Source organism: Bradyrhizobium sp. AZCC 1610 (genome assembly GCF_036924515.1).
In the GTDB taxonomy this organism is placed as follows: domain Bacteria; phylum Pseudomonadota; class Alphaproteobacteria; order Rhizobiales; family Xanthobacteraceae; genus Bradyrhizobium.
Map to the genome: position 1 here is coordinate 2821372 of NZ_JAZHRR010000001.1, position 26988 is coordinate 2848359.

The window sequence follows — 26988 nt, forward strand, 5'->3', positions numbered from 1 at the left end:
GACTGGCGCTATTGTGGGATGCAAATGGAAAGGGAGGCTCGCGATGCTCAGGAAGCTCGTGCTTGTCCTCGTCGGCGCGGTCGTCGTCATCGGTACCGGCGCTTATGTTGCATTCCAGATCAGCCCGTGGCCTTCCGCGCTGATGATCCGCTACGCCTTTCACAGGGGCGCAATCGCCGCGGCGGACTCGATCGCCCCGCTCGTGCCAAAAGGCGTTTCGATGCAGCGCGATCTGAGCTATGCGCCCGGCAATCGCGACGCTTTGTTCGACGTTTTCACCCCCGCCAACGTACATACCCCCGTTCCCGCAGTCGTATGGGTACATGGCGGCGGCTTCGTTGCCGGCTCGCGCTCGGACCTATCCAACTATCTGCAAATTCTCGCCGCGCGCGGCTTCGTGACGTTCGCCATCGACTACACGCTCGCGCCAACGGCGCGCTTTCCCACACCCGTGCGGCAGGCCAATACCGCGCTTGCATATATCATTGCCAATGCGCAACGCTTCAACATCGACCCGCAGCGCATATTCCTCGCCGGCGATTCAGCGGGCGCCCAGATCGCTGCGCAGTCCGCGCTGGTCATCTCCGATCCAGACTATGCGCGCCGCATTGGGGTTGAGCCAGGAATGTCGCGGGAGTCCCTGCGAGGGCTCGTGCTCTTCTGCGGTCCCTACGATCCGACCTCGCTGAATTTCGAGGGCTCCTTTGCCGATTTCATGCGCACCGTGATCTGGTCCTATATCGGCACGCGCGATCCGCGCGATGCGCGTGTCCGACAGATGTCAGTGACACCGCATGTCACGGCCGTCTATCCGCCGACCTTCATCTCCGTCGGCAACGCCGATCCGCTCGCACCGCAGTCGGTGGCGCTCGCCAACGCGCTCCGGGTCAAAGGCGTCGAGGTGGATACCCTCTTCTTTCGCGATGACTACGACCCGCCGCTGGACCACGAATATCAGCTATTGCTTACAACGGACGCAGGCCGGCTCGCGCTGGAGCGATCGGTTGCATTCCTGACAGCCCGGTCGAAGTGAGATCGTCGTCGTCCGCGGAGGATGAAATTGCGGGCTCCTATGTGATTGTAACGCCTATCAATTCGTTGTATGCCACGGGCGAAATTTTCGGCCTCGCTGGGGTCGGGGCGTTCGAGACAATTCTGGCATCACCTGTGAAAAGAGAGAGCATGGCGCGCAATATTCTGATCCTTGGGGCCTCGTATGGCTCATTGCTGGCGACGAAGCTTTTGATGGCAAGTCACAACGTGACCCTGGTTTGCCGGAAGAAGACGGCCGACCTCATCAATCGCGACGGCACCGAGGTTCGCATCAAGCTGCGTGACGAGGCGGTGCACCGTGCGATCTTCTCGCGCGATCTGCCCGGCAAACTGGACGCCACAACGCCCGCCGAGGTCGACCTTTCCGGCTACGATCTGGTGGGTCTTGCGATGCAGGAGCCGCAATACACCAACCATACGATCCGGGTTCTGATGATCAAAATCGCCGAGGCAAAACTGCCTTGTCTTTCGATCATGAACATGCCGCCCTTGCCCTATCTCAAACGGATCCCGGCACTGGCGGACATGGATCTGGAGGAGGCCTATACCAATGCGCTGGTATGGGAGCGGTTCAAGCCGGGACTGGTGTCGCTCTGTTCGCCCGATCCGCAGGCCTTCCGCCCGCCGGAAGAGGCCGCGAACGTGCTTCATGTCGGCCTGCCGACAAACTTCAAGGCCGCGGCCTTTGAAGACGAGGCGCACAACAAGCTGCTTCGCGAGCTCGAAGCAGACATCGACGCGGTGAAGCTGGATGGCCATGACGTTCCGGTGAAGCTCAAAGTGTTCGATTCGCTGTTCGTGCCCTTGGCCAAATGGTCGATGCTGCTGACCGGGAATTACCGCTGCATCACGCCGCACGAGCCGCAGTCGATCCGCGATGCCGTGCACAGCGATCTAGAACTCTCGCAATCGATCTATGACCATGTCGACGGCATCGCCCGGCGGCTGGGCGCCGAGGCGCAGGATCAGGTGCCTTTCGAGAAATATGCCAAGGCGGCGCAAAGCCTTCTCAAGCCGTCGTCGGCGGCCCGTGCGGTTGCCGCCGGAGCGCCCTTCATCGAGCGGGTTGACCTGCTGGTGAAGTTGATTTCCCATCAGCTTGGCGCGCCCAGCGCCGAGATCGACCGCACGGTGCAGATCGTCGATCAGAAACTGAACGAGAAGATCGTGGCGGGCGGTTCGGGCTTGTAGTGACGTGCGCGTAAGCGCAGTTGGCGCCACGGCGGATCGATTGCTCCGCCGTGGAGCTACGACGAAATGCTGTAGCATCTGCGGCCGTGCCCAGCATCGCGAGCTGAGCCGCCGGACAGCTCCTCGCCACCCTTGATCGTATCTCAGAAATGAGATATGAGTGCTCGTGGCTTGGCGGGTAGAAATCCTTAACGAAACGGTCGCCGCGGAAATCGCTGCCTTCCGACCGATATGCAGGCGCGGTTTCTGCGACTCGCGGAGCGCATCACCTTGGCTGGACTGGAAAGCCTAAGCGAGCCGCACGTCAAGCATCTCGAAGGGAAGCTGTGGGAATTACGGCTGACAGGCCGCGACGGAATTGCTCGCACGCTTTATGTCACAGCCCGTGGCCGAAGGGTGGTCGTTGTTCGTGCTTTCGTGAAGAAGACGCAAAAGACGCCACGCTCCGAGATCGAGCTCGCGCTTCAGCGAGCAAAGGAGGTCACATGACAATTCCATTCGAAAAGCTCAAAGCTCGTCTACTGGCAAATCCGAAAGTCAAAGCGGAGTACGACGCACTCGCTCCAGAGTTCGAGATTGCTGCCGAGTTGCTCAGGGCCCGCCTGCGCGCAGGTCTCTCTCAAGCCGAACTGGCTGCCCGGATGGGGACCAGCCAATCCACGATCGCCCGACTTGAAAGCGGTCAAACGCTACCGAGCACGAAGACGCTGCTGCGCTATGCCGAGGCAACCGGCAGCAAGTTCCACGTGCGTCTATCGGCGGCTTGATGCGGCATTTGCCCACGCACGCATTGGACAAGATAATGATAAAGCGCTCTGCCACGGATCAGATCATCGCATGGAAGCGAAGAAGAGGCCGATCGAGGATTGGAGCTGAGCTCCTGGAGCGCGTCGATGACCTAGCGCGGGCGTGGAACACGCACGAAAGACAAGCGGAAGACTTCACCGATTTTGTACCCATGAGACTTTCCACGATCATGGAAGTCTACGTTCGTGAAACGGTCCGACAGGCTATCGACTCCGACCCCAAATACGCAGATCGAACAGAGCCGCTAGCGAAGAATTTCAAGCTTGATTTTTCTCTTCTCAAGAGCTTGCACGGCAAGCTTGTGACCCTTGGCGACATTATCGCCCACTCGCTTCCTGTCTCAAGTTTGGATCACGTTGTATCAACTTACGAAACTTTATTTCCAGGTTTCAGAAAAAAGCTTCCCGAGTCCCGAGAGCGTTGGACTGAAGATCAGAATACTCAGTCCTTGCCGCCGATTCTCGGCGAGGCTGAACGTACTCTCTCGGTCATCAAGAGAATTTTCGAAGTTCGGCACATTGTGACGCACGAGATGCCGAAAGAGCGGCCTTACGCGGTGGAGGAAATCGCAGAATTTCTCACGTCGACGCGGGATTTTCTCTCAGCGACGGATTGGATTCTGATCGGTGAGACCAAGGGAGATGTGCCACGAACCCAAATGGCCATGAACATGGCTGCTGGTGAGGATTTAGACGTTGTGGTGCGTGAAATGGAAGAGGCGCTCGTGGAAATCCGGGCTCGTGGCGAACTCGACGAGAAGAAACTGGCGGCCAGCCAGGCGGCATGGGACGCCTATGCCGATTCCGAAGCCACACTGCATGCGTCACTAGTCGAAGGTGGTTCTATGTTTCCGTTGATCTGGGCCGCTTCAAAGGCTGAGGTCACGCGTGAGCGGGTGAACAGGCTTCACTGGTGGTTAGAGCGAGAAGAAGGAGACATGTGACTTCAAAATGCGCGCCGCGTTGCGGACGATGTAATCCAGAATCGATGTGAGGTCGGCGAGCGCGGGAAGCGTATAGCGCAGCCTCATAGGCCGTGCTTGGCCCATACGGCCCGCACCTGTTCGTCGGTTGCGAATTCACCGCGCTCAGCAGCGGCCTTGGAGCGGGCAATCGCTTCGCGCTCATCGGGGGAAAGCACAACCGGCGCCTGGACGTAAACTTGTTTCACCAATTCGGGCAGGAGCCGTTTGAGCTGCCCGTGACTGAGGGGTCGCGAAGCGGCGATTTCGGCAAGCCGCTGTTCGATGTGGGGCCATTGATTCGTTTCGCGCGGGTCGGTGTCGTCCTTGGCGAGATTGCAGGGGTAGCAGGAGAGCACGCGGTTGGCCCTGCTATTTTGACCTCCCTTTGAGAGCGGGATGAAATGGTCGATGCTGGCCTTGACCTTGCCATCCCACTTTATCCGGGGGAGTCCAACGTCGCAGTACGCGCATCGTCCGCCCCAGTCGAAATAGCAGCGCTTGTAGGTCACGTCGGCCATTAGCCTTGGCTCTTCCCCAGAATCCCGTCGTCCAACGTCTCATCCCTTATACATCAAGTCGGAATCGAAAACGACGGCGCAAGAGCAGGGGCTTGCGCCTTGTTCATCCCGCCAGCGCGCGGCGGATCAAGTTGGCCAGTTGGGACTTTCGAAAAAGCTTGGTCAAGAGCAGCGCGCCGGGATCGAGGCGGCCCTGATGCAGAATCGCGTTGTCGGTATAGCCTAACGTATGCAACACCTTGACGGCGGGACGGCGCTTCTTCACTTCGTCGGCCAACTGCCGTCCGGTCCTGATGACCTGTCTGATTCATCAACGATGGAGGATCCCGTCATGTCGATGTCGAACGCATCAATTCCGGTATTCGAGATTGGCCTCAATGCACTCTCGGCGATTCTCGACAAGGCTGAGACATATGCTGCGGCCAGGTCGATCGATCCCGCGACGCTGCTCAGCGCGCGTCTCTTCCCCGATATGTTCGCATTCACTCTGCAGGTGCAGAGCGCCTGTGACCAGGCCAAGAACGGCGGCGCACGGCTCGCCGGCATCGACCCGCCCAGGTATGAGGATAACGAGAAGACAATCGCCGAGCTCAAGGCGCGCATCGTCAAGACGGTCACCTTTGTGAAGACGCTCGACGCCAGGAAGATCGACGAGTCGGCCGACCGCGAGATCACTTTCCCGCTCGGTCCGAAGAATATGGGTCACATGAGAGGTGCGGACTATCTCAACCACTTTGCGGTGCCAAATTTCTACTTTCATGTCACCACCGCCTACGACATCCTCCGTCACTGCGGTGTCGAAGTTGGCAAGCGCGATTTCCTCGGTACCATTCCGATGAGAATATCGTGAGATATGGCTTGCTATGCGAAAGCCTTGCCACGCCGACCACGCCGTCCTGATTATGCTCCGCGAGCGCCGGGCGCTCGATGAGAGGTCCGACGCGCGGCCGATTGGGTGAAACGCAACAAGATGACCCGCGGAAAATTCAATGCATTCTGCCGGAAGCTCCCTGCGACCACGCATGTGATCCAGTGGGGCGGGTCGCATGTCTGGAAGGTCGGTGGCAAAGTCTTTGCGATCGCCAGCGGGAAGCATAACGAGCCGAGCGTCACCTTCAAAGTGAGCGACATTGCTTATGAGATGCTCAAGGATCAGCCGGGCTTGCGTCCTGCGCCGTACCTCGCATCGCGCGGCATGAAATGGATCCAGCACTTCGCAAAGCCCGGGCTATCAGATGCCGCGCTGGGCGACTACATCCGGCAGTCTCACTCTATCGTCTCGCAGGGCTTGTCAAAGAAGAGACGGCTTGAGCTCGGGCTGGCAATGCCTGTGCCGCAAGCGTGAAAAGGTAACACCACTTCCACCGCTTCATCCCATCAGCGCGCGGCGGATCATGTTGGCCAGTTGGGACTTTCGGTAGGGCTTGGTCAGCAGCAGCACGCCGGGGTCGAGGCGGCCCTGATGCACGATGGCGTTGTCGGTGTAGCCTGATGTGTAGAGCACCTTGATGCCGGGCCGGAGCCTCAACACCTTCTCCGCCAGTTCGCGGCCAGACATGCCGCCGGGCATGATCACGTCGGTGAACAGCAGGTCGAACGCCTGGCCGCCTTCGATCAGGTTGAGCGCCGCCGGTCCATTGGCGGCGGCCAGCGTGCGGTAGCCGAGGCTCTGCAATTGCGTGGTGACGAAGTTGCGCACCAGCGCGTCGTCTTCCACCACCAAAATGGTCTCGTTGCCATGCGGCAGCGGCGCCACCGCGGCTGGCGCGGTCTCGACCTGGCCGCGGGCCGGCGGCAGATAGAGCTTGATCGTGGTGCCGTGGCCGACCTCGCTGTAAATCCGGATGTGACCGCCCGATTGCTTGACGAAGCCGTAGACCATGCTCAGGCCAAGACCCGAACCCTTGCCGACCTCCTTGGTGGTGAAGAACGGCTCGAACACCTTGTCCAGCACCTCCTGCGACATGCCGGTGCCATTGTCGCTGACCGCGAGCATCACATAGGGGCCGGGCTTCGCGTCGGGGTTGGCCTGCGCATAGGCTTCGTCGAGCACGACGTTGCGCGTCTCCAGCAGCAGCTTGCCGCCGTTCGGCATCGCGTCGCGGGCGTTGATCGCCATGTTGAGCAGGGAGTTGGCGAGCTGCGAGGGGTCGATATGGGCGGTCGCCACTTCCTGCTCGAGGATCGAGTCGACCTCGATCTGCTCGCCGAGCGTCGGCCGAAGCAATTTTGCGATGTCGAGCACGGTGGCGTTGATGTCGACATTGCGCGGCTGCAGCGGCTGGCGGCGGGCGAAGGCGAGCAGATGCTGGATCAGCTCGCTGCAGCGTTCCGCCGCATGGTCGATCAGTTCGGCCGTCTTCTGCAGCTTGGGTTCATGTGCAAGGCCCGCGACCAGCGTTTCGGTGGTGCCGGTGATCACCGTCAACATGTTGTTGAAGTCGTGGGCGACGCCGCCGGTGAGCTTACCGATGGCGTCGAGTTTTTGCGATTGCAACAGCTTGTGCTCGGTTTCGCGCGAGGCGGTGGCGTCGTGATAAACCAGCGCCGCGCCGCTGATGCCGCCCGCGGCATCGCGCAGCGGCCGGCCGCTGATCATGAGATGAACGGGCGGATTGCCGCTGACCGGGCGCACCACGATTTCGGTGGCGTCGAATGCTTCGCCGCGTAGCGCCCGCGATGCAGGCATGTCGTGGACCAGCAGCGGCGTGACGCCGTCGGCATGAAAAACCGTGCTGAGCGACCGCAGCAGCTCGACCTTCATTCCCGGCCGGTAGCGCAGCATCTTCTCTGCGGCCGGGTTGGAAAGCAGGATCTCTCCCTTGGGATCGATGACGAGCACGGCCTCAGCCATGCTGTGAAAGGTGCTGCGCAGGACTGCGGCCGAAAGCCTGAGTTCGTCATGGGCTGCGACCAGATGCTCGGTGCGCTCGGCGACCGCGGCCTCCAGCGCCTCGTTGGTGGCCTGGGTGGCGCTGAGCGAATCCTGCAGTTCCCGGCGCGAGCGGCGGGCCGACACCGTCAGAATAATGGCGAGGATCAGAATCAGTGCGACGCCGGCGAGATCGATCGCCAGCAGGAACGTCCCGTTGATTTCGGATTCGGCGCGCCTCGCGAAGAGCAGGCGGCGCTCTTCCGCCACCGCCTTTTCGAGGTTTCCGGCGATCGCGGCCGTCGCCGCACGGTCCTCCTGGCCGACGAGTGCTGCGACGGCGGCGCTTTCTCCCGCGGTCCGGAGCCTGATCAGCTCGCCATTGATGGCAATCTGGCGCTCCACCAGCGCCTTGGTCTCTTCGATCAGCTGCCTTTCGGTGGGATTGGCCTTGACGGCTTCGATCAGTGCCGCGAGCGCCGGCAGGATCGCGTCGCTGGCCTCGCGGTATTCCCTGGCGAATTCCTGATCGCCGCTGATCGCGAAGGCGCGCGCCGCGCTTTCCGTCCGGCGCAGCAGCGGGCGCATGTCGGAGATTTTGCTGAGTATTCCAAGCGCGCGGTCGACGGAAGCGTTATCGGACCGCGACTTGAGGTCCAAACCGATCGAGGCAGCGCCGATAATGAGGAGGATAGCGAGGCCAATTCCAAGAATGATACGCTGCGAGGGCATTGCCAGTTGCTTACTTCACGATTTCGAGTGGCGCGCGGAAGCTTTCGGTGTGGTGATGCATTGATTGACCGAGGTCAACAGCGCATCCGGCGTGAAGGGCTTGCGCAGGCAGCGTACCGCGCCGAGCTCGATGGTCATCCGCAGGAAATCCGGTGCACGTTCGGTGTTGGCGAAGGCGTAGCCCGACATCGCGATGATCGGTATGTCCGGCTTGCGCTCGTGAAACATCCGGATCGATTCGAAACCGCGCATATGCGGCATGAATACATCGATCAGCATGACGTCGAAATCGGAGGCTTCGAGTGCGCGCATTCCCGCTTCACCACCGTCGGCAACGGTGACCTCGAAACCCTTGCGCGTCAGACAAACCTCGATGGCAACGCAGACCATCGGGTCGTCATCGACCACGAGAACGCGCGGCACGATGATTCCTTCTTCCTCGGGCGGCGGCCAGATGACTCGCATCCCATGTGACGATTAAGTCGAAACGCCGACAGGTCGTCTGTATGATTAGAGTGCACATAAAAGTTGTTGAGGGCAATTCCGTTTCGCTGTGTCAGAACGAGAACAAATGTACTTCCGGTTCCGGATCTAAGCCCGCCATGCCCCCGATCGATCGCGCGGGGCGGCTGTCGCCGCTCGGGCTCATCCTGCTCGCCATTACGTCGGTCGGGTGGGGCCTCAACTTTCCGATCATGAAACACTTGCTGACGGAATGGCCGCCATTGTCCTCGCGCGGCCTGTGCGGCATCGCCGGCGCCACGGCGCTGGCGCTGTTTGCGCTCGCGCGGCGGCAGAAATTGAGCGTGCCGCGGCCGATGCGGCTGCGGTTGCTGCTGGTCTCGATGCTGACGATCGGCGGCTGGGTCGCGTTCATGGGACTGGCGCTGTTGTGGCTCAATGCCAGCGAGGCCGCGGTGCTCGGCATATCGATCCCGGTTTGGGTGGCGTTTCTGGCATGGCCGATCCTGGGTGAGCGGCTGTCGCCGCTGCGCGCCGTCGCGCTGACGGTCGCGCTCGCCGGCATCGCCGTGCTGATCGGTGGTAACGGCCTCGAGGCCAGCGTCGAGAAGTTGCCGGGCATCGCGTGTGCGCTGGTTGGCGCGGTGTGCGTCGGCCTCGGCACCGTGCTGACCAAGCATTTCCCGCTGGCGATGCCGCCGCTGTCGCTGGCTGCCTGGCAGATCGGGCTCGGCTGCCTGCCGATCGCGATCGTTGGGCTTGCGGTCGAGCAGCCGCAACTGGCTGCGCTGTCATCCGTCGGGTGGGCGTCGCTGCTCTATATGACGCTGATCCAGTTCTGCCTTTGCTACGTGTGCTGGTTTGCTGCACTGGAGCGGCTGCCGGCGGCGACGGCCTCGATTGGAACCCTGCTGGTCCCTGTCATCGGAGTGCTTGCGGCGGCAGCGATGCTGCATGAACCGCTCGGTCTGCGCGAGATCGCGGCGCTGGTGTTCACGCTGGGTGGCGTTGCAGTAGCGCTGCGTTCGTAATTTTGGAACGAAAAGGGCGGCGCACCGGGAGCGCGCCGCCCTTCGAACTCGCGATATCGTGCTATTGCGCCGGGCAGGGATGCCGTTGGCCGTCGTAACCAAGATAGGTTCCTGACGCCGGATCGTAGGATTTGTATCTCTGCATGCAATACGCCACGGCATCATCGCCGGCTGGGGGCGCTGCCGCGACTACGCTGTCATCGTAATATCCATACGACGAGTCATCGTAGTAGTAGGGATCGCTGTAAGCATAGGCCGACCCGATGCCGGCGCCGATCGCGAAGCCCGGCCAGAAGCCGCCACGATGGCGATGATAATGGCGATAGCCGCCGCCCTGCCAGCCGCCACCCGCGACGGTACCTCCGCCGACCCCGGGTCGGACAAAGCCGGGTCCGCGGCCGTCCGTGCCAGCAATGGCGCCAGTTCTGAAGCCGCGATCACCGCCGGGTGCAACGACCGGCCCGCCGGTTCTGAAGCCGCCACCGCCGCCGGGTGCAACGGCCGGCCCGCCAGCTCTGAAGCCGCCACCGCCGCCGGGTGCAACAGCCATACCGCCGCCTCTGAAGCCGCCACCGCCGCCGGGTGCAACGGAACCGCCGCCACCGCCTCTAAAGCCGCCGCCACCGCCGATAGCTGCGCCGCCACCGCCACCGCCGCCGGCCCGGGCACCGCCGCCACCGCCCGGCCCACCGCCTCTATCCTGCGCCTGGACGGCGCTGATACTCGGCGCAACCATCGGCAACACAAGCGCAATCGCCGCCGCTGTACTCAAAACTTTCAGATTGATCATTGTCGACTCCGTTTACGGGATATACGCCCTAACCCGTTCAGCGGGCGGACGTTCCCGAGCCCGCGTATTGATTGCGCGCAAGCTCAGCCTGTCAGGTCGGAACTGTACGCGGAATGAACGGATTACGCCGATTCCGCGACCCGCGGGCGCAATCGGGCCGTGCAGAGTACCGGTCCGGCAGGCTGCAATATCAGCCTTTGTCTGGACAATCCGCCCCGCCGGTGGCATCAGAGCGGCACGACATCTCGAACCGGCCGAGCCCTCATGAAGCTGTTTCTGCTGAAATTTTTCACTTGGTGGAACGGTCAGACGTTCGGCACGCAATTGTGGACATGGCGATTCGGCGAGCTGGTCGGCCAGGACGAGCAGGGCAACCTCTACTATCGCACCAAGGGCCGCAAGATCGATCCGACGCTCGGCTTCGAACGGCGCTGGGTGATCTATAATGGATATGCCGAGGCGAGCCGGGTGCCGCCGTCATGGCATGGCTGGTTGCATCACACCGTCGATACCGCGCCGACCGAGGAGAGCTACACGCCGCGCGAGTGGGAAAAGCCGCATGTTCCCAACATGACCGGCACGCCCGTGGCCTACCGTCCCTCCGGCTCGACGCTGGCCAGCGGCCGCCGCCCCAAGGCGACCGGCGACTACCAGGCCTGGACGCCGGGAAGCTGACTTCACGTTTATTTTAAGCTGTAGATCGACGGGCGCTCTTGCGAAACAATATATGTGTATATACACGTAACCAATGAAGCAAGCGAGCGACCGCTATCCCGTCGACTATATGGCCGCCGCCGGCTGTTTCTGCCTGGCGTCGCGGCAGGCCGCGCGAAAGATCACGCGGTTGTACGACAAGTACATGCAGGAATCGGGAATCCGGATCACCCAGTTCACCATCCTGTCGCAACTGATGCTGCGAGGGGAAATGCCGATCGGCAAGCTGGCTGGAATTCTCGGCATGGAGCGCACGACGCTAACCCGCAACCTCACGCCGCTGGAGCAGCAAGGGTGGATTTCGATCCATGCGGGTGATGACCCACGCGCGCGGATGATCGGCATTACCAGTCAGGGCCGGAGCGTGGTGCGCCGCAGCTTTCCCTTCTGGTCGAAGGCGCAGGCGCAGATCGGAAAGCTACTCGGTGCCGACGGCCAGGCTGCGCTGAAGCTTTTGGGCTCCCGGAATTTGGGGTGAGACGAACTGAACCACATCGATCTCATCCAAATAGGTGTATCTACACGTAAGGAGAGATGCCATGCTGGACTTCATCGGAACCATCGTTCTCGTCGCCGCGATCATCGTCAGCATCAATGCGCTCACCGGCGCAATGCCGGTCAGCGCGTCGCAGCGTATCGCCCTTTCGGTCGGCGCCGGTCTGTGGACGGGCCTGGCCGCTGCGCTCGCGGGCGCGAACCTGTTCCTCGGCACAAATCCGGTGGGGCCGCCGGTGATCGGTACGGTACTCGCGTCGCCGCTGATCGCGACTGCCGTTGCGGCCTCGATCTCTCCGTCGGTGCGCGCCTCGCTGCTCGGGATGTCGATGCCCTTCCTGATCGGTCTCAACGTCTGGCGCCTGGGGGGAGGATTCTTCCTCCTGCTCGCGGCCGAAGGCCGGCTTGCCGGGCCATTTCCATACTCGGCGGGGTGGGGCGACATCATAACCGGAGCGCTCGCGTTGCCGGTGGCCTGGCTCACGCTGCGCGGGCAAGGCACGGCGCTGGTCTGGGGCTGGAATGCATTCGGGATGCTCGATCTTGTGGTTGCGCTCGCACTCGGAATCGCGTCGGCGAACGGCTCGCCGCTGCAGATGATTCACGCCGGGGCAGGCTCGGAGGGAGTGCAGATGCTGCCGTGGTCACTGATACCCACCGTCTTGGTGCCAATGTTCCTGATCGTGCACGCCATCATTTTCGCCCAACTGGCCCGTGCCGGCAGGGGTACGGAGGCGCCGACCATGCGTCAGGAAGCCCGCCATCCGGCGCATACGCCGCGAAGTCCGATTTGATCTTATCCCGGCCTGTGGACAACGGTAACAGCGGGGACATTCTTTGACGCCGCCTTGCGCAAACCGCGTGATCGCCGTTCAATGGGACATCTTACGGAGATGGGAAACCATCGCGTCGGTGTCGGGCTCCAGTTCGCGACTGCCCCGATTTGCAGCGGCTACCGATCAGGATACGGCCGGGAGATAGGCCCCCGGTGCAGAGGTTCTGAAATCGCCCGCTAATGTGTGGCTGCCGTAGGACAGGAAAGGTCGTCTGGGAAACCAGGCGGCCTTTTTCTGCGTCGTGGTGGGTTACGTGTCCCGGACGCGGCGCGGCACGAAGTGACGCGACGCAGAGCCGGGACCCAAAGCGAGCCTCGTGGGTCCCGGCTCTGCGGAGCAGCGTAACCGGACGATGCTTCGCATCGCCGGGAGAACGCTGCACCGCGTCCGGGACACGATTCCAGCTCTCGACTATCGTTCGGGGCACTTACCCCAACCGCGCAGCGGCACGGTCGATCATCTCGCCGCGGCGGATTTGCGCCGGTGCAATCCGGTCTTTCATCAAGGCGAGGACTTCCGGCGGCGCGGTGTCGGGCGAGCCGGAATTGAACGGTGGCGCCGGATTGTATTCGAGCCGAAGCTGGATCGCCTCCGCGGTTCTCTGGTCGTGCAGCAGCGAGACCAGCGTCAGCGCGAAATCGATGCCTGCGGTGACGCCGCCGCCGGTGACGCGGTTGCGGTCGACGCAGACGCGCGTCCTGGTCGGGATCGCGCCGAAGGCTTTAAGGAAATCCATCGCCGTCCAGTGCGTCGTCGCGCGGTAGCCTCTCAGCAGGCCAGCGGCGCCGAGCACCAGTGAACCCGTGCAGACCGAGGTGATGTATTTTGCGCCCGGCGCCTGCTGGCGCAGGAAGGCCAGCATCTCCTCGTCGTTGATCATGTCGTCGGTGCCGAACCCGCCGGGCACGCAGATGACGTCGAGCTGCGGGCAGTCCGCAAAGGTCGTGGTCGGCGTCAGCATCAGCACGGAATCGCTCGTGACCGGCTCGATCCGCTTCCAGATCAAATGCACCTTGGCGCCGGGCAGGCTGGAAAACACCTGCAACGGACCGGTGAAGTCGAGCTGGGTGACCTTTGGGAACAGCACGAGACCGATCTGAAGCGGCGTGGGCGTAGGAGACGGCGCGGACATCGTGACCTCCGAAAAATTTGGCTTGACGGGAGGCATCCTGACATGGTCGTTTCGTGTCCGAAATGGCATTTTTCCCTCATTTTAGGACATGTGCCAGAAGTTAGGACATATGCCAAAAGTTAGGACAGAAGCCAAAAGCGGGCCAGCATCATGATCGGCGTTCTCGTGTTTCCGGATTTCCAGTTGCTCGATGCCGCCGGGCCGATTTCGGCATTCGAGATCGCGGCGCGCTTTGCCGATGGTGCGCCATCGATCCGGGTTCTGGCGGTGACGCCGGGGCCGGTCCGCTCGTCGTCAGGCGTAGAGATCGTCGCGAGGGGATTAAAGTCGGCATCCGCGATCACGACGCTGATCGTCGCAGGCGGCGAGGGCGTGCGGCAGGCGGCAACCTGCGAGAAGATGCTCGGCTTCGTGCGCACGATCGCCAAACGCGGCGTCCGCATCGCCAGCGTCTGCTCCGGCGCCTATATCCTCGCCGAGGCCGGCCTGCTCGATGGCCGCCGCGCCACCACGCATTGGCAGCGCACACGGCATTTTCTCAAAACCTATCCGCAGGTGAAGCTCGAGCCGGATCGCATCTTCGTGCGCGATGGCGACATCTGGACGTCAGCCGGGATTTCGGCCGGCATCGATCTGTCGCTGGCGATGATCGCGGAAGATTACGGCGACGAGATCGCGCAGAAGACCGCGAAGCAACTGGTGCTCTATCACCGCCGCGGCGGCGGCCAGTCGCAATTCTCTTCGCTGCTGGAATTGAAGGCGCCGAACGGCCGCTTCGGATCTCTATTGGCCTGGGCGCGCGAGCATCTCGATGCGCCGCTCACCGTCGAGGACCTTGCCGAGCAGGCCGGCATGAGTTCGCGGCATTTCACCCGCGCCTTCATGGCGGAGACCGGCACCACGCCGTCAAAGGCGGTGGAGCGGCTGCGTATCGAAGTGGCACGGCAGCGCGTGCAGTCCTCCAGCGAGGCGATCGAGCGTGTCGCGCAAACCACCGGCTTCCGCGATCCGGAGCGGATGCGCCGCGCCTTCATCCGCGCCTTCGGCCAGCCGCCGCAATCGCTGCGCCGCGCGGCGCGGGCGGGGTAGGCGGATTGATCGCTATCTCCGGAAGTCCACCCGGCCTTGCGAAAAGTAGCCGTCTATTCGCTGGTTGCTCACCACCAGGCCGATCCAGGGAACCGTGATCTCCGGATTGTTCAGGTTGATATATTTCCCGACCAGCCGCCGCGGACCTTCGCGTCTTGCGTCGATGAGTCCCCTGCGCTTGCCGGAATCCCAGTCGAACGACAGGTAGACGCGATCTCCGACGATTCTCGCCTCGCCCTGGCCCTGTTTCCACTTATCGGGGGCATCGCCCAGTATGGTGGGGTCCGCAGCACCCTTCCAGCGGCTCGACCACTGACCTTCGATCGTGCCGTGCGGGTAGCTGGTGTCCCCAGCGCTCCACGGCTTTGCATTCTCGTCGGCGGCAGATTCTTCCGGCGCCGTGTTGCGGGCGAACTGCGTCACGTCATCGTCGTTGGGATGCGGAACGTCCATGACGCCGAATGGATTTCGGGTTGCCGGACCGTTTTCGGACACGGCGTTTCGTTTGGCGTTTTCGGATTTCATTGGCGTCTCCAACTGCAATGGCCTTGCTTCGTGACCGCTTGGGATCGCAGAATGGAGACGTGGCGGCCACCCGATTTCCGGCGGAACTTCGCTGCTCAAACCGGTTCGTTTCGGATCGCCCTGTCGGTCCCAGACATTGAGCGTTGCGTAGCCGCATCGCCGAGATCCGGGGTCATGAATGAACCCGGACAACGTTCGCCGGAGGCGTTGTTCAGCGCTTGGTGGGGGTCCGGCGCTCGACAACCGAGCGCTGTCGATTGAGTTCACGCAACGTTGGCTTGCGCGGTCTGCTGTTCTTCCGCGAGCAAGGCATCGAGATCGACGAGCTGCGGATCGTCAGCCTCGGGTTCGCCGAGTCCTGCGCTGCCGTGAAGATGCATCAGGGTTTGCACACGGCGGGCGTTGAGATGGTCCACATGCTGATGCTGCAGCGCTACCGTCAACAGCGCTTTGGGCAACCCGACCAGGGTAAAGGCCGGAACCTTGCGCACCTCGCCGTCCTCGCGCCAGAGCAGGGGATGGAGGGTGTAAATCAACTGCCGCTCGATCTCCGGCGATAGCGGCTGCTCCGACTCGGACAGCGTGAGGCTGGCGAGGTTGGCGTTGCCTGCACGTGTGCGCACGGCGGCGGATCGCAGCTCCCAGCATATCAGGTCCGCCGCGGAGAGAACCTCGCGACGCACGGCATCCACGTTGGTCGAAAACCTGGTCGCTTCCGGTATCGACAGTGCGCCTTTGGTGACGGCCTCGACCAGCGCGGTGGCCCCGGTATCAAATCCCGGCGCGGCCCGCTCGATGGCCGCAGCCATCGCTTCGATCTGGTCAGCCATCGTGTCACGGTCACGCTGCGCCTTGGCATCGGCGAGTGCGCGCTCGGCCGAGGCCACCTGCTCGTCGTATTCCGCCAATGCGGCGCGCCATGTCTTGGTGCGTTCTTCGACGGCGCGCATGTCGGCTTCGGCGCGATCAAGCCGGGCAGCGGCAGCCCCGGCCACCGCCAGCCGTTCGGCGGCGGCACGTTTTTCTACCAGTTCCGTTTCGGCGATGCTCAAGCGGTCGGCCAGCTTCTGCCGCGCCGCCAGCTTCTCCTTCAGCGCGTTCTCGAAGCGCTCGATCGGGCCGAGCTCGCGCTTGAAAAATGCCATAGCTCTCTCCTCGCGATCGTGTGCCGAATCAGCTGGCCGATCGTTGTGTGCCAAAGCTAGTACGAAACTTGGATAACATTGCGGCCTGAGTCGGTACAGCGTCCCCAGCCAATGAATGATGGCCGACGCGAGGCCGGCCACCACCTTCGGGCGCGTGCACTGAAGCGCGCCATCGCTCAGTTGTGCCGCTTCAGGAAGTTGCGCTCTCTGGATATCTTGCGCGGCGCAGATGCGCGCGCGTTCGAGCGGCGTGACGACGCCGTTCGCCTGTCAGAATTGCAAACGGCTAAACCGGCCTGTCGGGGTGCCAGCCAAGCACCGCCAGCATCACGAAGAACCCGATGACATAGGCCAAAGCCACGGGCCATCCCTGGCTGACCCAGCGGCCGACGGATTTGGCTTCCGGATACATGTTCGACAGTGCAACCCCCGCCGACGAGCCGAACCAGGTCATCGATCCGCCGAAGCCGACCGCATAGGCCAGATAACCCCAGTCGTAGCCGCCCTGTTTCAGTGCAAGCGCGGTGAGGGGAATATTGTCGAACACGGCGGAGACGAAGCCGAGGCCAAGCGCGGTCGGCCACGAAGCGGCGGGTAGTTTCTCGACTGGCATCAGCGAGGCTGCGGTGACCAATGCCAGAAGAAAGGTCGTGCCTTTGAAGGTTTCCGGCATCACCTTCCAGTCCGGCGCGCGCAATGCGGCGGTCAGAAGAATGGCCGCCCAGACGGCGATGCCTAGAACGGGGATTGTATCGAGAAGGGCCGGAAACTTGAGGTTTGCGCCGATGTTCGCGGCCAGCGCGGCGACGAGAATGGCGGCGACGATGAACACCCGCGTCGGGTCGATCTTCAGACCTTTCGACGCATCCTTCTGGATCGGCGAGTAGCGCTGTTGCTGGATGGAGGCGGGCACGGCAAAGATCAGCATGGCGACGATCGCCGCGATATAGGCCTCCACCACGGCAAGCGGGCTGACGCCGGCGATCCACATCATGGTGGTGGTGGTGTCACCGACGACGCTGCCGGCTCCGCCGGCATTCGAGGCCGCAACGATCGCCGCGAGATAGCCGATGTGAACCTTGCCCTGGAACACGTGCCGCGCAACGGTGCCGCCGATCAGGGCGGCGGCGATATTGTCGAGGAAGCTCGACAGCACGAACACCAGGACGAGCAGCACGACGCCGCCCTTCCAGTCGTCCGGCAACAACGCCGGCATCTCATCCGGAATCCGGCTCTCCTCGAAATGCCGGGACAGCAGCGCAAACCCCATAAGGAGCAGGAACAGATTGCCGAGCGTGACCCACTCATGCGCCATATGATGGCCGAGGCCGGCGAGGCCCGTGCCGTATTTGAACCCGGTGAAGATCAGCTTGTAGACCACGATCGTGGCGAGCCCGGTCAGCGCGACGGGGAGCGTGTGATGATGAAACAGCGCGATGCCGAGCAGCGTCAGCGCAAACAGGATGAAGTCGACGGGTATCCCGAATACAAGGATGGGTTCGATCACAACGGCCTCGGATAAGCGCGAGAGAAATTCACCGGTTCAGGTCGCAATCGGCAATGTGCATTATTTCAGCGTCTTGAGCCAATCGGCGATTTCGCTGACCGCGATGTTGGCCTGCTGCAAGAGCTTGCCCATGGTGAAGAAGCCGTGGAACTGGCCGGGGAAGTGCCGATAGGTCATGGGCACGCCGGCTTCCTTGAGCCGTGCGGCATATTCGGCGCCCTCGTCGCGCAGCGGATCGGCGCCCGCGGTCAGCACATAGGCCGGCGGTAAGCCTGCGAGCGTTTTCGCGCGCGCAGGCGAGGCCTTCCAATGGTCGATGTCCGCAGCGCCGTTGAGATAATGGTTGCAGAACCATTTGACCCCGGAGTGCGTCAGCAAGATGCTGGTCTCCGGTTCGCTGTGCGAGGGATGGCTCATCGCAAAGTCGGTGGCGGGGTAGATCAGTACCTGGCCGGCGAGTTTCGGGCCGTCGCCGTCGCGCGCGGCCAGTGCCACCACGGCGGCAAGATTGCCGCCGGCGCTGTCGCCACCGACCAGCAAGTGCCCGGCGTCGATGCCGAGCTGGCTAGCGTTGGCGGCAACCCACTTGGTCGCGGTGATGGCGTCGTCGGCAGCGGCGGGGAATTTGTGCTCAGGCGCGAGGCGGTAATCGACGGAGATGACGATCAGCTCGCCCTCATGGGCCAGCTTCTGGCAGGCCACTTCATGGGTATCGAGATCGCCGATCACCCAGCCGCCGCCGTGAAAGAACACCAGGCACGGCGCAAGGCCGTTGTTCTTGCGCAGCGTCTTCGGGGTGTAGATGCGCGCTGCAATCGCGCCGTGCGGCGCGGGGATCGACAGCGGCTTGTTCGATTCAAGCGCCGGCGGCTCGGGGTTACTGACGACGCGGGCGTTGCGGTAATACTCGCGGGCTTCCGGTGCGGTCAGCGTCTCGTAGGCGGGACGGCCCGCTTCCTGGAAAGCCTTGTAGACGGCGGCGGCATCGGGATCGAGCGTGACTGGCATGGTGGCGAAGACCTTGTGCGTTGATTGAAAGCTCAGGCGGCGGTACGGCCGCCGTCCACGGCATAGGCGGAGCCCGAAACGTAGCTCGCCTCGTCGGAGGCGAGGAACGCCACGATGGAGGCGACTTCGGACGCCTGTCCGAGCCGCCGTGCCGGAATCCGGTCGACGATCTTCTCGGTCGGCGGCGGCTCATTGCCGGGATTGCGGCCCTGCAGGATCGTGCTCAGCATCCGGCTGTCGATCAGGCCGGGGCAGACGCAATTGACCCGCACGCCGGTGCCGGTGCATTCCCAGGCCGCGCTCTTGGTGAGACCGATCACCGCGTGCTTGCTGGCGCTGTAGACGGCGATCATCGGCGATCCGATCAGGCCGGCGATGGAGGCGGTGTTGATGATGCTGCCCTTGTTCTGCTTCAGCATCACCGGCAGCACGTGCTTCATGCCGAGAAAGACGCCGACCACGTTGACGTCGAGCACGCGCCGAAAACTCTCCAGCGAATATTCCGTGATCGGCTTGATGTCGCCCTCGATGCCGGCGTTGTTGTAGAAAGCGTCGATCGCGCCGAACCTGTCGACCGTGGCGCGGACATAGTCCGCGACTTCGTCCTCCCGGGTAACGTCCGCCGTCACCGCGAGCGCTTCGGCGGAGGCGGGCAGGTCCTCGATGGCGGCCGCAAGATCCTGCTCCCTGCGGTCGACAGCGACGATACGGGCGCCGCGTTCGGCCAGGAGGCGGATGGTCGCGGTTCCGATCACGCCAGCCGCGCCGGTCACGACGGCAACCCGGCCATCGAGGCGAATTCGATCGGGCATATCCTGGGGTTTCCTCTCGCTCTTCCGGTTATCCCGGATTTTGGTGGTTTTCGCGCCTGGCGGGGCGCCTCGCGCGAACGGAAGCGACTATTTCATCTGAAACGCGGCATGACTAGATCATGGGGCCATGATCGAGATCATGGCGCGACTATCGAAAGCGGTTTCCGCCTTTCCGGGCCATGATCGAGTGCGGCGGGAAGGGGGCAGGCCGCCCTTTCCGCGCCGTATTCGCCGTGTTAACCGGGTGGGACGCGAGCGGCGGATAAGTCTGTACTATGTCGCGAGCCCGATTCGCCTGTAAAAGCCGCGAGATGCTTCGAACCATTGCCCTGACCGGTCTTGCGGCGTTGATCGCCGCCACCACGACCTCGCTTGTGCCGCCGGCACAGGCGCAGATCGGCAATATCTTTTCCGATCCGCCGCTGCGGCCACCGGGCGCCATTCCCCGGGGTAATCAGCAGCAGCAACAATTTCCCGACGACGATGAGGAAGTGCCGGAACTGCCGCGCGGCCGCCTGTTGCCGACCCCGAACCGTCCGCCGCCGGGGCAGGGCGCTCCGCCGCCAGGAAGCTTCCAGTCGCAGCCGCTGGCGCCGCCGCCGGGAACGACCGTCGCTCCCCAGGGCACCCAGCCGGGCGTCGCGGTTCAGCCGCCGCAGCCGGGCCAGCCGGGCGTCGCCAACGCGCCGCCGGGCCAGCGCCAACCGCCGGCCAAGGGCGTGCCGCAATCGCCGGCGACCCTGCAGCCGGGCGACGAGGTCGTGTCCGAACCGCCGGCCACCAAGATCACCAACAAGAAGGCGAGCTTTTCCGGCCTCGACAAGATCACCGGCCGCATCATCAATTTCGAAGAGGATATCGGCGAGACCGTGCAGTTCGGCGCGCTGCGCGTGAAGACTAGTGCCTGCTACACGCGGCCATCGACGGAAGCTGCCAACACGGACGCCTTTGTCGAGGTCGACGAGATCACGCTGCAGGGCGAAGTGAAGCGGATCTTCTCGGGCTGGATGTACGCGGCGAGCCCTGGCCTGCATGGCGTCGAGCATCCGGTCTACGATATCTGGCTGACCGACTGCAAAGGCCCCGACCAGACCATCGTCAGCGCTCAGCCTGATCCGCCGAAGGGGGCCGCACCGCCGGCCGCAAAGCGTCCGCCGCAGCCGAAGCAGGCGGCGCCGCGCCCGCCGGGACCGCCGCCGCAACCGCAATTCCAGCAGCAGCCACAACCGCAACAGGCTCCACCGCCGCCTCCGCCGCAGCAGCGGCCGGGTGGACTGTTCGGCGGATTGTTCGGGAATTAAGGCGTCCGCGCCTCCGCATCGGCATCTTGTCTGTCCCAATACCTAAGGCGGCGTGGACAAATTCAAACCTGCACGACTATCCGCTATCGGAAAGGCCTTGCTGTGGGCTGAATGGCTGAAAAGTTGGGGGAGCGGACGTTGATCCCGACTGCGCAAGCTGGATGTTTTGCTAACGGAATTTGCTGACGCCAGACTCGTAGATTCAAGGAATGCCGATCCCATGGGTGCAAATCTGACCATCTGGACCTATGATTGGGTGCCCGAGGGGCCGCGCGGGTTCGTCCGTGATTTGCGTTTGCGTTGGGGCGCGGAAGAAGCGGGGCTTAGTTACGACGTTGACACAGTTCCTTTCGAGGATCGGCCAATAAGCCACCTTGATCGGCAGCCGTTCGGGCAAGTGCCTTTTCTTACGGATGGCGAGATCACGATCTTTGAGAGTGGCGCGTGCTTGCTACACTTGGCACGCAAGAGCGATATTCTGATGCCAAGCAACGCGAGCGGCGAGGCTGAAACGCTCCAATGGGTAGTCGCCGCGCTCAACTCGATCGAGATGGTCACCGTTCCCTGGTGGTTCCTCCGGCTCTCGGGGGATCGTGAAAATGGCCTGTCTGGCTGGCTGGATAGCCGGCTTGCGCACATGGAAGCCATATTGAGCGAACGCGAATGGCTTGTGGAAGACCGGTTCACCGCTGCCGATCTCATTATGGCGGATGTGCTGCGCGTTCCTGAAATTCGCGCTCGTGGCGACCGCCCTGCGACCGAGACCTATATTCAGCGTCTTGTTGCTCGAACCGCTTTCAAAAAGGCGCACGCCGATCAATTGGCGCATTTCGCGGCGGCCGATGAAAGCCGGGTAAGGCGCTGACCGCTCCGGTTCCGGTCGCCGAAGAAGGTGTCCGCAATGTTAGTATCCGCCGTGTAGCTTCCACCTGCCGCCGGCAGCGCGCCTTAGGGTGAAGTCGCCGATGCGGATGTGCGTTGCGAGGAAATCGATGAAGCTGCGCACGCGCGCCGGCAGCGGTCCGGCGTGGCCGACGTAGATGGCATGGATGTCTTCGCGGTCGCCGGGATTGTAGTTCTGCAGCACCGGAACCAGGCGCCCGGCCTCGATGTCCGGACCGACGTGGAATAGAGCCAGGCGTGCGCAGCCAACGCCGCCGAGCGCGAGCCGGCGGACCGCTTCGCCATCGCTGGCGCGTGCTGCCGGCGGCGGCAGCACCTCCTCGATTCGCTCGCCGCGACGGAACGGCCAGCCGCGAATGCTACGCGGAAAAGTCCAGCCAATGCCGCGATGGCTGGCGAGTTCAGCTGGCGTCTTCGGCTCGCCGAAACGGGCAAGATAGGTCGGCGCGGCCACCACCGCCATGCGGCTGGTCCCGAGCTTACGTGCGACGAGGCGCGAAGCTCCCAGCGGCCCGACGCGAATCGCTACGTCGGCGCGCTCCTGCATCAGGTCGATGACCGTGTCGGTGAGGACGATGTCGAGCGTGATGTCGGGATGCTCGACGAGAAAGCGCGGCAGCAGCGGCATCACGTGCTGCATGCCGAAGGGGATGTTGCTGTTCACCATCAGATGGCCGCGCGGCGCGGCGCCGGAGCCGGCCTCGCGCTCGGCCTCCTCGATCTCGCCGAGGATGCGCAACGAGCGCTGGTAGAAGGCCTGGCCCTCCTCTGTCAGTTGGAGCTTGCGCGTGGTCCGGTTGACGAGCCGCGTGCCGAGCCGGGCTTCCAGGCGGGATACCAGCTTGCTCACGCCGGATGGGGTCAGGCGAAAGCTTTTTGCCGCGGCGGTGAACCCGCCGAGGTCGACGACGCGGACGAAGACCTCCATCTCGGCGGAACGGTTGGTGTCGAGCTGGACTGCCGGCACTCTAATTCTTCCGCCGTCCTTCCGCTATTTGCATTGCAGCAACCCTGTCCTATCCGGAGCGACGCATGCCTGCCGCCGTCCTTGCGCTGACCGCCGGTGCCTTCGGCATCGGCACCACTGAATTCCTCATCATGGGTCTCTTGCTGCAGGTCGCCGCCGACATGCAGGTCTCGGTCTCCGCGGCGGGCATGCTGATCTCCGGCTATGCGCTCGGCGTGTTCGTCGGCGCGCCGATCCTGACGCTGGCGACGCGGCGGATGCCGCGCAAGGCGGTGCTGCTTGCTCTGATGGCGATTTTTGCCTTCGGCAACGCCGCCTGCGCGCTGGCGCCGGACTACGGGCTGTTGATGGCGGCGCGGATCCTCACCTCGCTCGCCCATGGCACATTCTTCGGTGTCGGCTCGGTGGTGGCTACGAGCCTCGTCGCCGAGGACAAGCGTGCGTCCGCGATTGCCACCATGTTTATTGGGCTGACAGCGGCCACTCTGCTCGGCGTTCCTTTCGGCGCGTGGTTCGGCCTGATGCTGGGATGGCGCGCCGCGTTCTGGGCGGTGACCGCGATCGGTGTGATCGCCTTCGCGGTGCTGGTGGTTCTTGTTCCCGGCCATGTTGGCGGCAATGAGAAAGCCATTTCGCTGCGTGAGGAACTGGCGGTGGTCGGCCGTCCGCAAGTCCTGCTCGGCCTCGCCATGACCGTGTTCGGTTTTGCCGGCCTGTTCGTGGTCTTTACCTATGTCCAGCCGATCCTGACGCGGCTGACCGGCTTCTCTGAAGCGGCGGTCTCGCCGATCCTTCTCGTGTTCGGCGTCGGCCTGTCGATCGGCAATGTCGCGGGTGGGCGGCTCGCCGACCGTGGTCTCGGACGCGCCCTGATCGGCACGCTTGCGGCGCTTGCGCTCGTACTGGTCGCGCTTGCGGCGGTGCTGTCGATCAAAGGCCTCGCCGCGGCGTTTATCTTCCTGCTCGGCGCCGCCGCTTTTGCCACTGTGGCGCCGCTGCAGCTTCGCGTGCTCGAAGCGGCCGGCACGGAGGGGCGCACGCTCGCCTCCAGCCTCAACATCGCAGCCTTCAATCTCGGCAATGCGCTCGGCGCCTGGGCCGGCGGGCTAACGATCGATCACGGCCCGGGCCTTGCCGCGCTTCCACTCGTCGCGGCAGCGATCACCGCGGCGGGGCTCCTGCTGGCGCTATGGAGCTTGCGTCTCGACCAGCCGGTACCTTCCGCTGCGGCGTGCCCGGCGGAATGAAAGCAAAGCATCAATCAAGAGGGAGCACGATGATGGAATATCGCAACCTGGGTGCCTCCGGCTTGAAGGTCCCCGTTATCAGTTTCGGCACTGGCACGTTCGGCGGACAGGGGCCGCTGTTCTCGGCTTGGGGCCGGAGTGGCGCCGAGGAAGCGAGGGGGCTAGTCGACATCTGCCTCGAAGCCGGCGTCAACCTGTTCGACACCGCCGATGTCTATTCGAACGGCGCGTCGGAAGCGATTCTCGGTGCCGCGATCAAAGGCCGCCGCGACAGGGTGCTGATCTCTACCAAGATGAGCCTGCCGATGGGTGACGGTCCATTCGACGCCGGCTCATCCCGGCATCGCCTCATTTTGGCGGTGGACGCCGCCTTGCGGCGGCTCGGGACCGACTACATTGACTTGCTGCAGCTCCACGCCTTCGATGCCTTCACGCCGATCGAGGAAGTGCTGTCAACGCTTGACGGGCTCGTCCGCGCCGGCAAGTTGCGCTATGTCGGCGTCTCCAATTTCTCGGGCTGGCAGTTGATGAAGTCGCTCGCCATTGCCGAGCGTCACGGCTGGCCGCGTTATGTGGCGCACCAGGTCTATTATTCGCTTATCGGCCGCGATTATGAGTGGGAGCTAATGCCGCTCGGCCTCGATCAGGGCGTCGGCGCGCTGGTCTGGAGCCCACTGGGCTGGGGGCGTCTCACCGGCAGGATACGACGCGGCCAGCCGCTGCCGGCAGGCAGCCGCCTGCGCGAGACGGCGCAGTTCGGTCCGCCCGTCGACGAGGAGCGGCTCTATTCCGTCGTCGATGTCCTGGATGCAGTCTCGAACGAGACCGGTCGCACCGTGCCGCAGGTCGCTATCGCATGGCTGCTCACCCGTCCGGGCGTGTCGTCCGTGATCATCGGAGCGCGCGACGAAGCGCAGCTGCGCGACAATCTCGGCGCGGTCGGCTGGTCGTTGACCGCCGAGCAGATCGCGCTCCTGGACCAAGCGAGCGCGGTGATGCCTTGCTATCCCTACTATCCTTATCGTGTCCAGGAAGGCTTTGCGCGATTGAACCCGCGGCCGGTTTGAGCCGATCGGAAGCGGATGCCGCAGCATCTCGGTGTTTTGCAGGACCTACGCATCAATTGCGTTCGGCGATGATCGCGAGCGCTTCCGCCCCGCTGACCGGCTGGCCGGCGGCCAAATTCAGGAAATCCGCAGGCTCACCCGCGATCGCCTTGTCGAGCAAGGCGCGATAGCGGCGCCTCGAAATTTCGACCGCGCCGAAGCTGCGCAGATGTTCGGTGACATACTGGGTGTCGAGCAACTCGAACCCGCCCGCGATCAGCCGCGCCACCAGATGAACCAGCGCCACTTTCGATGCGTCGCGGGTGCGATGGAACATGCTCTCCCCGAAGAAGGCGCGTCCCAGGCTGACGCCGTAGAGGCCGCCGACGAGGTCGCCGTTCTCCCAGACTTCGACGCTGTGGCAGTGGCCGAGCTCGTGGAGCCCGACATAGAGATCGCGGATACGCTTGTTGATCCAGGTGTCGTCGCGGCCCGGCTGCGGCGCCGCGCAGCCCGCGATGACCGCCTTGAAGGCGGTATCAACGGTAACGCTGAAGGTGTCCGAGCGCACGGTGCGGGCCAGCCGCGAGGCGACGCGGAAGCCCTCGAGCGGAATCACGCCGCGCAATTCCGGCTCGACCCAGAACAGCGTCGGATCACCCGCGCTCTCGGCCATCGGGAAGATGCCGCAGGCATAGGCCCGCAGCAGCACTTCGGGGGTGATTTCGGAAACGGCTGACTCGCGCGAGGTCATGGGCTGATGATAGCAGGACCGAGGGGGCCTATGCTACGTTCCGCAAACAATCAGTGCGCAGCCGTGGCCGCACGATGCGAGACGGATGACGGACGGGCAATTCGTCCGACCGAATTCCGGTAGAAGAGTGCAGCATGAGCGCAGTGTTGATCGTCGTTCCGGTGTTCGCCTTGATTGCGGCCGGCTATGCGGCAGTTGCGCTACGCTTCATTTCCCCGACGGCCCACAAGGGCATTTCCGAGTTCGCCTTCAGCATTGCCATTCCCGCGCTCCTGTTCCGGATCGTGGTCGTCGCGGAATTTCCCGCCGTCAACGCCTTCGCGGTGTGGGGCGCCTATTATGGGGCAACGGCGGCCACATGGATCGTCGCGCTTCTGGCGTCATCCGTCCTTCGGCAATCCCGGGCCGACGGCGCGGTCCTCGCGATCGGCTCGATCTACGGCAACGTCGTGATGCTCGGCATTCCCCTGACGTTGTCGGCTCTGGGAAGTCAGGCGGCCGGTTCGATGGCCTTGATCCTGTCGGTCAACACGCCGCTGCTTTGGCTTTGCGGCACGCTGCAGATGGCATGGGCTGAGCGGAAGTCTTCCGAGACAGCGCCGCTCCTGGTCCTGCGGGCGGTGCGGGAGATCGCGCGCAATCCGATCATGCTCGCGCTCGGTTTCGGCTTCCTCTGGCGCTTGACCGGATTGGGGCTGCACCCCGTTGCGGACAAGACGCTGGAACTGCTGGCGCAGGCGGGTTCGCCGACGGCGCTGATCGCGCTTGGCATCAACCTCTTCGGATTCAAGATCAAGGGCCAGGCGGTCGCGATGGCCGTGATGTGCGCGCTCAAGCTGCTGGCGATGCCGGCCATTGCGGCGATCCTTGCGTTCTACGTCCTGGCGTTGCCGCCCATTTCCGCGGCTGTGGTCGTCCTGTTTGCCGCGATGCCGACCGGCGCCAATGCCTACATCTTCTCGGCCCAGTACGGTCGGCTGACCGAAGCCGTCTCGGGCGCCGTGGCGCTCGGCACGGTCCTGGCGGCAGTGACGTTGCCCGTCGTCGTAGCCTTCGTGGCGGTCGCGCTGCGATAGGCGCTCGACAA

At 63.5% G+C, this 26988-nt stretch carries 30 protein-coding genes; 17 read left to right on the plus strand and 13 right to left on the minus strand.

Annotated elements, in window-relative coordinates:
* Nucleotides 1–43: 43 nt before the first annotated feature.
* The 5 genes from V1279_RS13605 to V1279_RS13625 all read left to right on the plus strand — a co-directional run bounded on the left by V1279_RS13605 (nt 44) and on the right by V1279_RS13625 (nt 3994).
* Nucleotides 44–1033: an alpha/beta hydrolase gene (locus tag V1279_RS13605; protein WP_334436476.1), complete on the plus strand. Its 990-nt coding sequence runs from the start codon at nt 44–46 to the stop codon at nt 1031–1033.
* 149 nt (nt 1034–1182) lie between these two features.
* Nucleotides 1183–2244 (plus strand): ketopantoate reductase family protein, encoded by a 1062-nt coding sequence (locus tag V1279_RS13610; protein ID WP_334436478.1) that lies wholly within the window; start codon nt 1183–1185, stop codon nt 2242–2244.
* 270 nt (nt 2245–2514) lie between these two features.
* Complete coding sequence (locus tag V1279_RS13615; protein WP_334436481.1) at nt 2515–2733, plus strand: type II toxin-antitoxin system RelE/ParE family toxin; 219 nt, start codon at nt 2515–2517, stop codon at nt 2731–2733.
* Nucleotides 2730–3011, plus strand: a complete 282-nt coding sequence (locus tag V1279_RS13620) for a helix-turn-helix domain-containing protein (protein WP_212424302.1) — start codon at nt 2730–2732, stop codon at nt 3009–3011. The genes V1279_RS13615 and V1279_RS13620 overlap by 4 nt, the downstream gene beginning before the upstream one ends.
* Nucleotides 3012–3046: 35 nt before the next feature.
* Nucleotides 3047–3994, plus strand: a complete 948-nt coding sequence (locus V1279_RS13625) for a lysozyme inhibitor LprI family protein (RefSeq protein ID WP_334436488.1) — start codon at nt 3047–3049, stop codon at nt 3992–3994.
* An 83-nt stretch (nt 3995–4077) separates the two neighbouring features.
* Here V1279_RS13625 and V1279_RS13630 read toward each other — a convergent pair whose 3' ends face one another.
* Nucleotides 4078–4533, minus strand: a complete 456-nt coding sequence (locus tag V1279_RS13630; RefSeq protein WP_334436491.1) for an HNH endonuclease — start codon at nt 4531–4533, stop codon at nt 4078–4080.
* Between the two features lie 103 nt (nt 4534–4636).
* On the minus strand, nt 4637–4810 hold the full coding sequence (locus V1279_RS13635; protein WP_334436494.1) for a hypothetical protein: 174 nt from the start codon (nt 4808–4810) through the stop codon (nt 4637–4639).
* A gap of 54 nt (nt 4811–4864) precedes the next feature.
* Here V1279_RS13635 and V1279_RS13640 point away from each other — a divergent pair, with 54 nt between their 5' ends.
* On the plus strand, nt 4865–5383 hold the full coding sequence (locus V1279_RS13640; RefSeq protein WP_334436496.1) for a DUF1993 domain-containing protein: 519 nt from the start codon (nt 4865–4867) through the stop codon (nt 5381–5383).
* Nucleotides 5384–5503: 120 nt separating this feature from the next.
* Nucleotides 5504–5878, plus strand: coding sequence for an MmcQ/YjbR family DNA-binding protein (locus tag V1279_RS13645; RefSeq protein ID WP_334436498.1), 375 nt, complete (start codon nt 5504–5506; stop codon nt 5876–5878).
* A 24-nt stretch (nt 5879–5902) separates the two neighbouring features.
* Here the strand turns inward: V1279_RS13645 and V1279_RS13650 are convergent, their stop codons facing one another.
* Nucleotides 5903–8137, minus strand: a complete 2235-nt coding sequence (locus tag V1279_RS13650) for a CHASE3 domain-containing protein (RefSeq protein ID WP_334436500.1) — start codon at nt 8135–8137, stop codon at nt 5903–5905.
* 15 nt (nt 8138–8152) lie between these two features.
* A complete protein-coding gene (locus V1279_RS13655) occupies nt 8153–8560 on the minus strand; it encodes a response regulator (RefSeq protein WP_334436503.1) in 408 nt (135 codons plus the stop codon).
* A 179-nt stretch (nt 8561–8739) separates the two neighbouring features.
* On the opposite strand from V1279_RS13655, the gene V1279_RS13660 reads away from it, so the two are divergent.
* Entirely contained in the window at nt 8740–9630 is an 891-nt protein-coding gene (locus V1279_RS13660) for a DMT family transporter (RefSeq protein ID WP_334436505.1), read from the plus strand.
* Between the two features lie 61 nt (nt 9631–9691).
* Here the strand turns inward: V1279_RS13660 and V1279_RS13665 are convergent, their stop codons facing one another.
* Nucleotides 9692–10420, minus strand: coding sequence for a BA14K family protein (locus V1279_RS13665; protein WP_334436507.1), 729 nt, complete (start codon nt 10418–10420; stop codon nt 9692–9694).
* Between the two features lie 264 nt (nt 10421–10684).
* On the opposite strand from V1279_RS13665, the gene V1279_RS13670 reads away from it, so the two are divergent.
* The 3 genes from V1279_RS13670 (at nt 10685) to V1279_RS13680 (ending at nt 12423) form a co-directional block, all read left to right on the plus strand.
* Nucleotides 10685–11095: an NADH:ubiquinone oxidoreductase subunit NDUFA12 gene (locus V1279_RS13670; protein ID WP_334436509.1), complete on the plus strand. Its 411-nt coding sequence runs from the start codon at nt 10685–10687 to the stop codon at nt 11093–11095.
* Between the two features lie 73 nt (nt 11096–11168).
* The gene (locus V1279_RS13675; protein ID WP_334436511.1) at nt 11169–11612 is read left to right on the plus strand and encodes a MarR family winged helix-turn-helix transcriptional regulator; all 444 of its coding nucleotides are present in this window, start codon (nt 11169–11171) and stop codon (nt 11610–11612) included.
* Between the two features lie 61 nt (nt 11613–11673).
* Nucleotides 11674–12423, plus strand: a complete 750-nt coding sequence (locus V1279_RS13680) for a hypothetical protein (RefSeq protein WP_334436514.1) — start codon at nt 11674–11676, stop codon at nt 12421–12423.
* Between the two features lie 469 nt (nt 12424–12892).
* Here the strand turns inward: V1279_RS13680 and V1279_RS13685 are convergent, their stop codons facing one another.
* Complete coding sequence (locus V1279_RS13685; RefSeq protein ID WP_334436517.1) at nt 12893–13597, minus strand: DJ-1/PfpI family protein; 705 nt, start codon at nt 13595–13597, stop codon at nt 12893–12895.
* Between the two features lie 150 nt (nt 13598–13747).
* Here V1279_RS13685 and V1279_RS13690 point away from each other — a divergent pair, with 150 nt between their 5' ends.
* Nucleotides 13748–14686: a GlxA family transcriptional regulator gene (locus V1279_RS13690; protein WP_334436519.1), complete on the plus strand. Its 939-nt coding sequence runs from the start codon at nt 13748–13750 to the stop codon at nt 14684–14686.
* Between the two features lie 12 nt (nt 14687–14698).
* Here V1279_RS13690 and V1279_RS13695 read toward each other — a convergent pair whose 3' ends face one another.
* The 5 genes from V1279_RS13695 to V1279_RS13715 form a co-directional block, all read right to left on the minus strand.
* Nucleotides 14699–15211, minus strand: coding sequence for a hypothetical protein (locus tag V1279_RS13695; RefSeq protein ID WP_334436521.1), 513 nt, complete (start codon nt 15209–15211; stop codon nt 14699–14701).
* Between the two features lie 263 nt (nt 15212–15474).
* A complete protein-coding gene (locus V1279_RS13700; protein ID WP_334436525.1) occupies nt 15475–16356 on the minus strand; it encodes a hypothetical protein in 882 nt (293 codons plus the stop codon).
* A 286-nt stretch (nt 16357–16642) separates the two neighbouring features.
* Nucleotides 16643–17863, minus strand: coding sequence for a citrate transporter (locus V1279_RS13705; protein WP_334436527.1), 1221 nt, complete (start codon nt 17861–17863; stop codon nt 16643–16645).
* A gap of 60 nt (nt 17864–17923) precedes the next feature.
* Nucleotides 17924–18871 (minus strand): alpha/beta hydrolase, encoded by a 948-nt coding sequence (locus V1279_RS13710; RefSeq protein ID WP_334436529.1) that lies wholly within the window; start codon nt 18869–18871, stop codon nt 17924–17926.
* Nucleotides 18872–18903: 32 nt separating this feature from the next.
* Nucleotides 18904–19683, minus strand: a complete 780-nt coding sequence (locus V1279_RS13715) for an SDR family NAD(P)-dependent oxidoreductase (protein WP_334436531.1) — start codon at nt 19681–19683, stop codon at nt 18904–18906.
* A gap of 311 nt (nt 19684–19994) precedes the next feature.
* On the opposite strand from V1279_RS13715, the gene V1279_RS13720 reads away from it, so the two are divergent.
* Together V1279_RS13720 and V1279_RS13725 are read left to right on the plus strand one after the other, a co-directional pair.
* Nucleotides 19995–20984: a DUF2155 domain-containing protein gene (locus V1279_RS13720; protein WP_334436534.1), complete on the plus strand. Its 990-nt coding sequence runs from the start codon at nt 19995–19997 to the stop codon at nt 20982–20984.
* Between the two features lie 220 nt (nt 20985–21204).
* On the plus strand, nt 21205–21849 hold the full coding sequence (locus V1279_RS13725) for a glutathione S-transferase family protein (RefSeq protein WP_334436537.1): 645 nt from the start codon (nt 21205–21207) through the stop codon (nt 21847–21849).
* 39 nt (nt 21850–21888) lie between these two features.
* Here the strand turns inward: V1279_RS13725 and V1279_RS13730 are convergent, their stop codons facing one another.
* Nucleotides 21889–22815, minus strand: a complete 927-nt coding sequence (locus V1279_RS13730; RefSeq protein WP_334446377.1) for a LysR family transcriptional regulator — start codon at nt 22813–22815, stop codon at nt 21889–21891.
* A gap of 104 nt (nt 22816–22919) precedes the next feature.
* Here V1279_RS13730 and V1279_RS13735 point away from each other — a divergent pair, with 104 nt between their 5' ends.
* Complete coding sequence (locus tag V1279_RS13735) at nt 22920–24101, plus strand: MFS transporter (RefSeq protein ID WP_334436539.1); 1182 nt, start codon at nt 22920–22922, stop codon at nt 24099–24101.
* A 32-nt stretch (nt 24102–24133) separates the two neighbouring features.
* Entirely contained in the window at nt 24134–25168 is a 1035-nt protein-coding gene (locus V1279_RS13740) for an aldo/keto reductase (protein ID WP_334436542.1), read from the plus strand.
* Between the two features lie 52 nt (nt 25169–25220).
* Here the strand turns inward: V1279_RS13740 and aat are convergent, their stop codons facing one another.
* Nucleotides 25221–25901 carry a leucyl/phenylalanyl-tRNA--protein transferase gene (gene aat / locus V1279_RS13745; protein WP_334436545.1) on the minus strand — a complete coding sequence of 227 codons (681 nt, stop codon included), beginning with the start codon at nt 25899–25901 and terminating at the stop codon, nt 25221–25223.
* A 134-nt stretch (nt 25902–26035) separates the two neighbouring features.
* Here aat and V1279_RS13750 point away from each other — a divergent pair, with 134 nt between their 5' ends.
* A complete protein-coding gene (locus V1279_RS13750; RefSeq protein WP_334436548.1) occupies nt 26036–26977 on the plus strand; it encodes an AEC family transporter in 942 nt (313 codons plus the stop codon).
* Nucleotides 26978–26988 lie beyond the last annotated feature (11 nt).

Excerpts from the sequence above, each read along its gene's own strand:
- V1279_RS13620 (WP_212424302.1), top strand. The coding sequence starts at position 2,730 with ATGACAATTCCATTCGAAAAGCTCAAAGCTCGTCTACTGGCAAATCCG.
- V1279_RS13695 (WP_334436521.1), bottom strand. The coding sequence starts at position 15,211 with ATGAAATCCGAAAACGCCAAACGAAACGCCGTGTCCGAAAACGGTCCG.
- V1279_RS13665 (WP_334436507.1), bottom strand. The coding sequence starts at position 10,420 with ATGATCAATCTGAAAGTTTTGAGTACAGCGGCGGCGATTGCGCTTGTG.
- V1279_RS13690 (WP_334436519.1), top strand. The coding sequence starts at position 13,748 with ATGATCGGCGTTCTCGTGTTTCCGGATTTCCAGTTGCTCGATGCCGCC.
- V1279_RS13650 (WP_334436500.1), bottom strand. The coding sequence starts at position 8,137 with ATGCCCTCGCAGCGTATCATTCTTGGAATTGGCCTCGCTATCCTCCTC.
- V1279_RS13750 (WP_334436548.1), top strand. The coding sequence starts at position 26,036 with ATGAGCGCAGTGTTGATCGTCGTTCCGGTGTTCGCCTTGATTGCGGCC.
- V1279_RS13645 (WP_334436498.1), top strand. The coding sequence starts at position 5,504 with ATGACCCGCGGAAAATTCAATGCATTCTGCCGGAAGCTCCCTGCGACC.
- V1279_RS13670 (WP_334436509.1), top strand. The coding sequence starts at position 10,685 with ATGAAGCTGTTTCTGCTGAAATTTTTCACTTGGTGGAACGGTCAGACG.
- V1279_RS13660 (WP_334436505.1), top strand. The coding sequence starts at position 8,740 with ATGCCCCCGATCGATCGCGCGGGGCGGCTGTCGCCGCTCGGGCTCATC.
- V1279_RS13640 (WP_334436496.1), top strand. The coding sequence starts at position 4,865 with ATGTCGATGTCGAACGCATCAATTCCGGTATTCGAGATTGGCCTCAAT.
- V1279_RS13685 (WP_334436517.1), bottom strand. The coding sequence starts at position 13,597 with ATGTCCGCGCCGTCTCCTACGCCCACGCCGCTTCAGATCGGTCTCGTG.
- V1279_RS13675 (WP_334436511.1), top strand. The coding sequence starts at position 11,169 with ATGAAGCAAGCGAGCGACCGCTATCCCGTCGACTATATGGCCGCCGCC.
- V1279_RS13740 (WP_334436542.1), top strand. The coding sequence starts at position 24,134 with ATGGAATATCGCAACCTGGGTGCCTCCGGCTTGAAGGTCCCCGTTATC.
- V1279_RS13720 (WP_334436534.1), top strand. The coding sequence starts at position 19,995 with ATGCTTCGAACCATTGCCCTGACCGGTCTTGCGGCGTTGATCGCCGCC.
- V1279_RS13735 (WP_334436539.1), top strand. The coding sequence starts at position 22,920 with ATGCCTGCCGCCGTCCTTGCGCTGACCGCCGGTGCCTTCGGCATCGGC.
- V1279_RS13730 (WP_334446377.1), bottom strand. The coding sequence starts at position 22,815 with ATGGAGGTCTTCGTCCGCGTCGTCGACCTCGGCGGGTTCACCGCCGCG.
- V1279_RS13610 (WP_334436478.1), top strand. The coding sequence starts at position 1,183 with ATGGCGCGCAATATTCTGATCCTTGGGGCCTCGTATGGCTCATTGCTG.
- aat (WP_334436545.1), bottom strand. The coding sequence starts at position 25,901 with ATGACCTCGCGCGAGTCAGCCGTTTCCGAAATCACCCCCGAAGTGCTG.
- V1279_RS13630 (WP_334436491.1), bottom strand. The coding sequence starts at position 4,533 with ATGGCCGACGTGACCTACAAGCGCTGCTATTTCGACTGGGGCGGACGA.
- V1279_RS13715 (WP_334436531.1), bottom strand. The coding sequence starts at position 19,683 with ATGCCCGATCGAATTCGCCTCGATGGCCGGGTTGCCGTCGTGACCGGC.
- V1279_RS13680 (WP_334436514.1), top strand. The coding sequence starts at position 11,674 with ATGCTGGACTTCATCGGAACCATCGTTCTCGTCGCCGCGATCATCGTC.
- V1279_RS13700 (WP_334436525.1), bottom strand. The coding sequence starts at position 16,356 with ATGGCATTTTTCAAGCGCGAGCTCGGCCCGATCGAGCGCTTCGAGAAC.
- V1279_RS13725 (WP_334436537.1), top strand. The coding sequence starts at position 21,205 with ATGGGTGCAAATCTGACCATCTGGACCTATGATTGGGTGCCCGAGGGG.
- V1279_RS13625 (WP_334436488.1), top strand. The coding sequence starts at position 3,047 with ATGATAAAGCGCTCTGCCACGGATCAGATCATCGCATGGAAGCGAAGA.
- V1279_RS13605 (WP_334436476.1), top strand. The coding sequence starts at position 44 with ATGCTCAGGAAGCTCGTGCTTGTCCTCGTCGGCGCGGTCGTCGTCATC.
- V1279_RS13710 (WP_334436529.1), bottom strand. The coding sequence starts at position 18,871 with ATGCCAGTCACGCTCGATCCCGATGCCGCCGCCGTCTACAAGGCTTTC.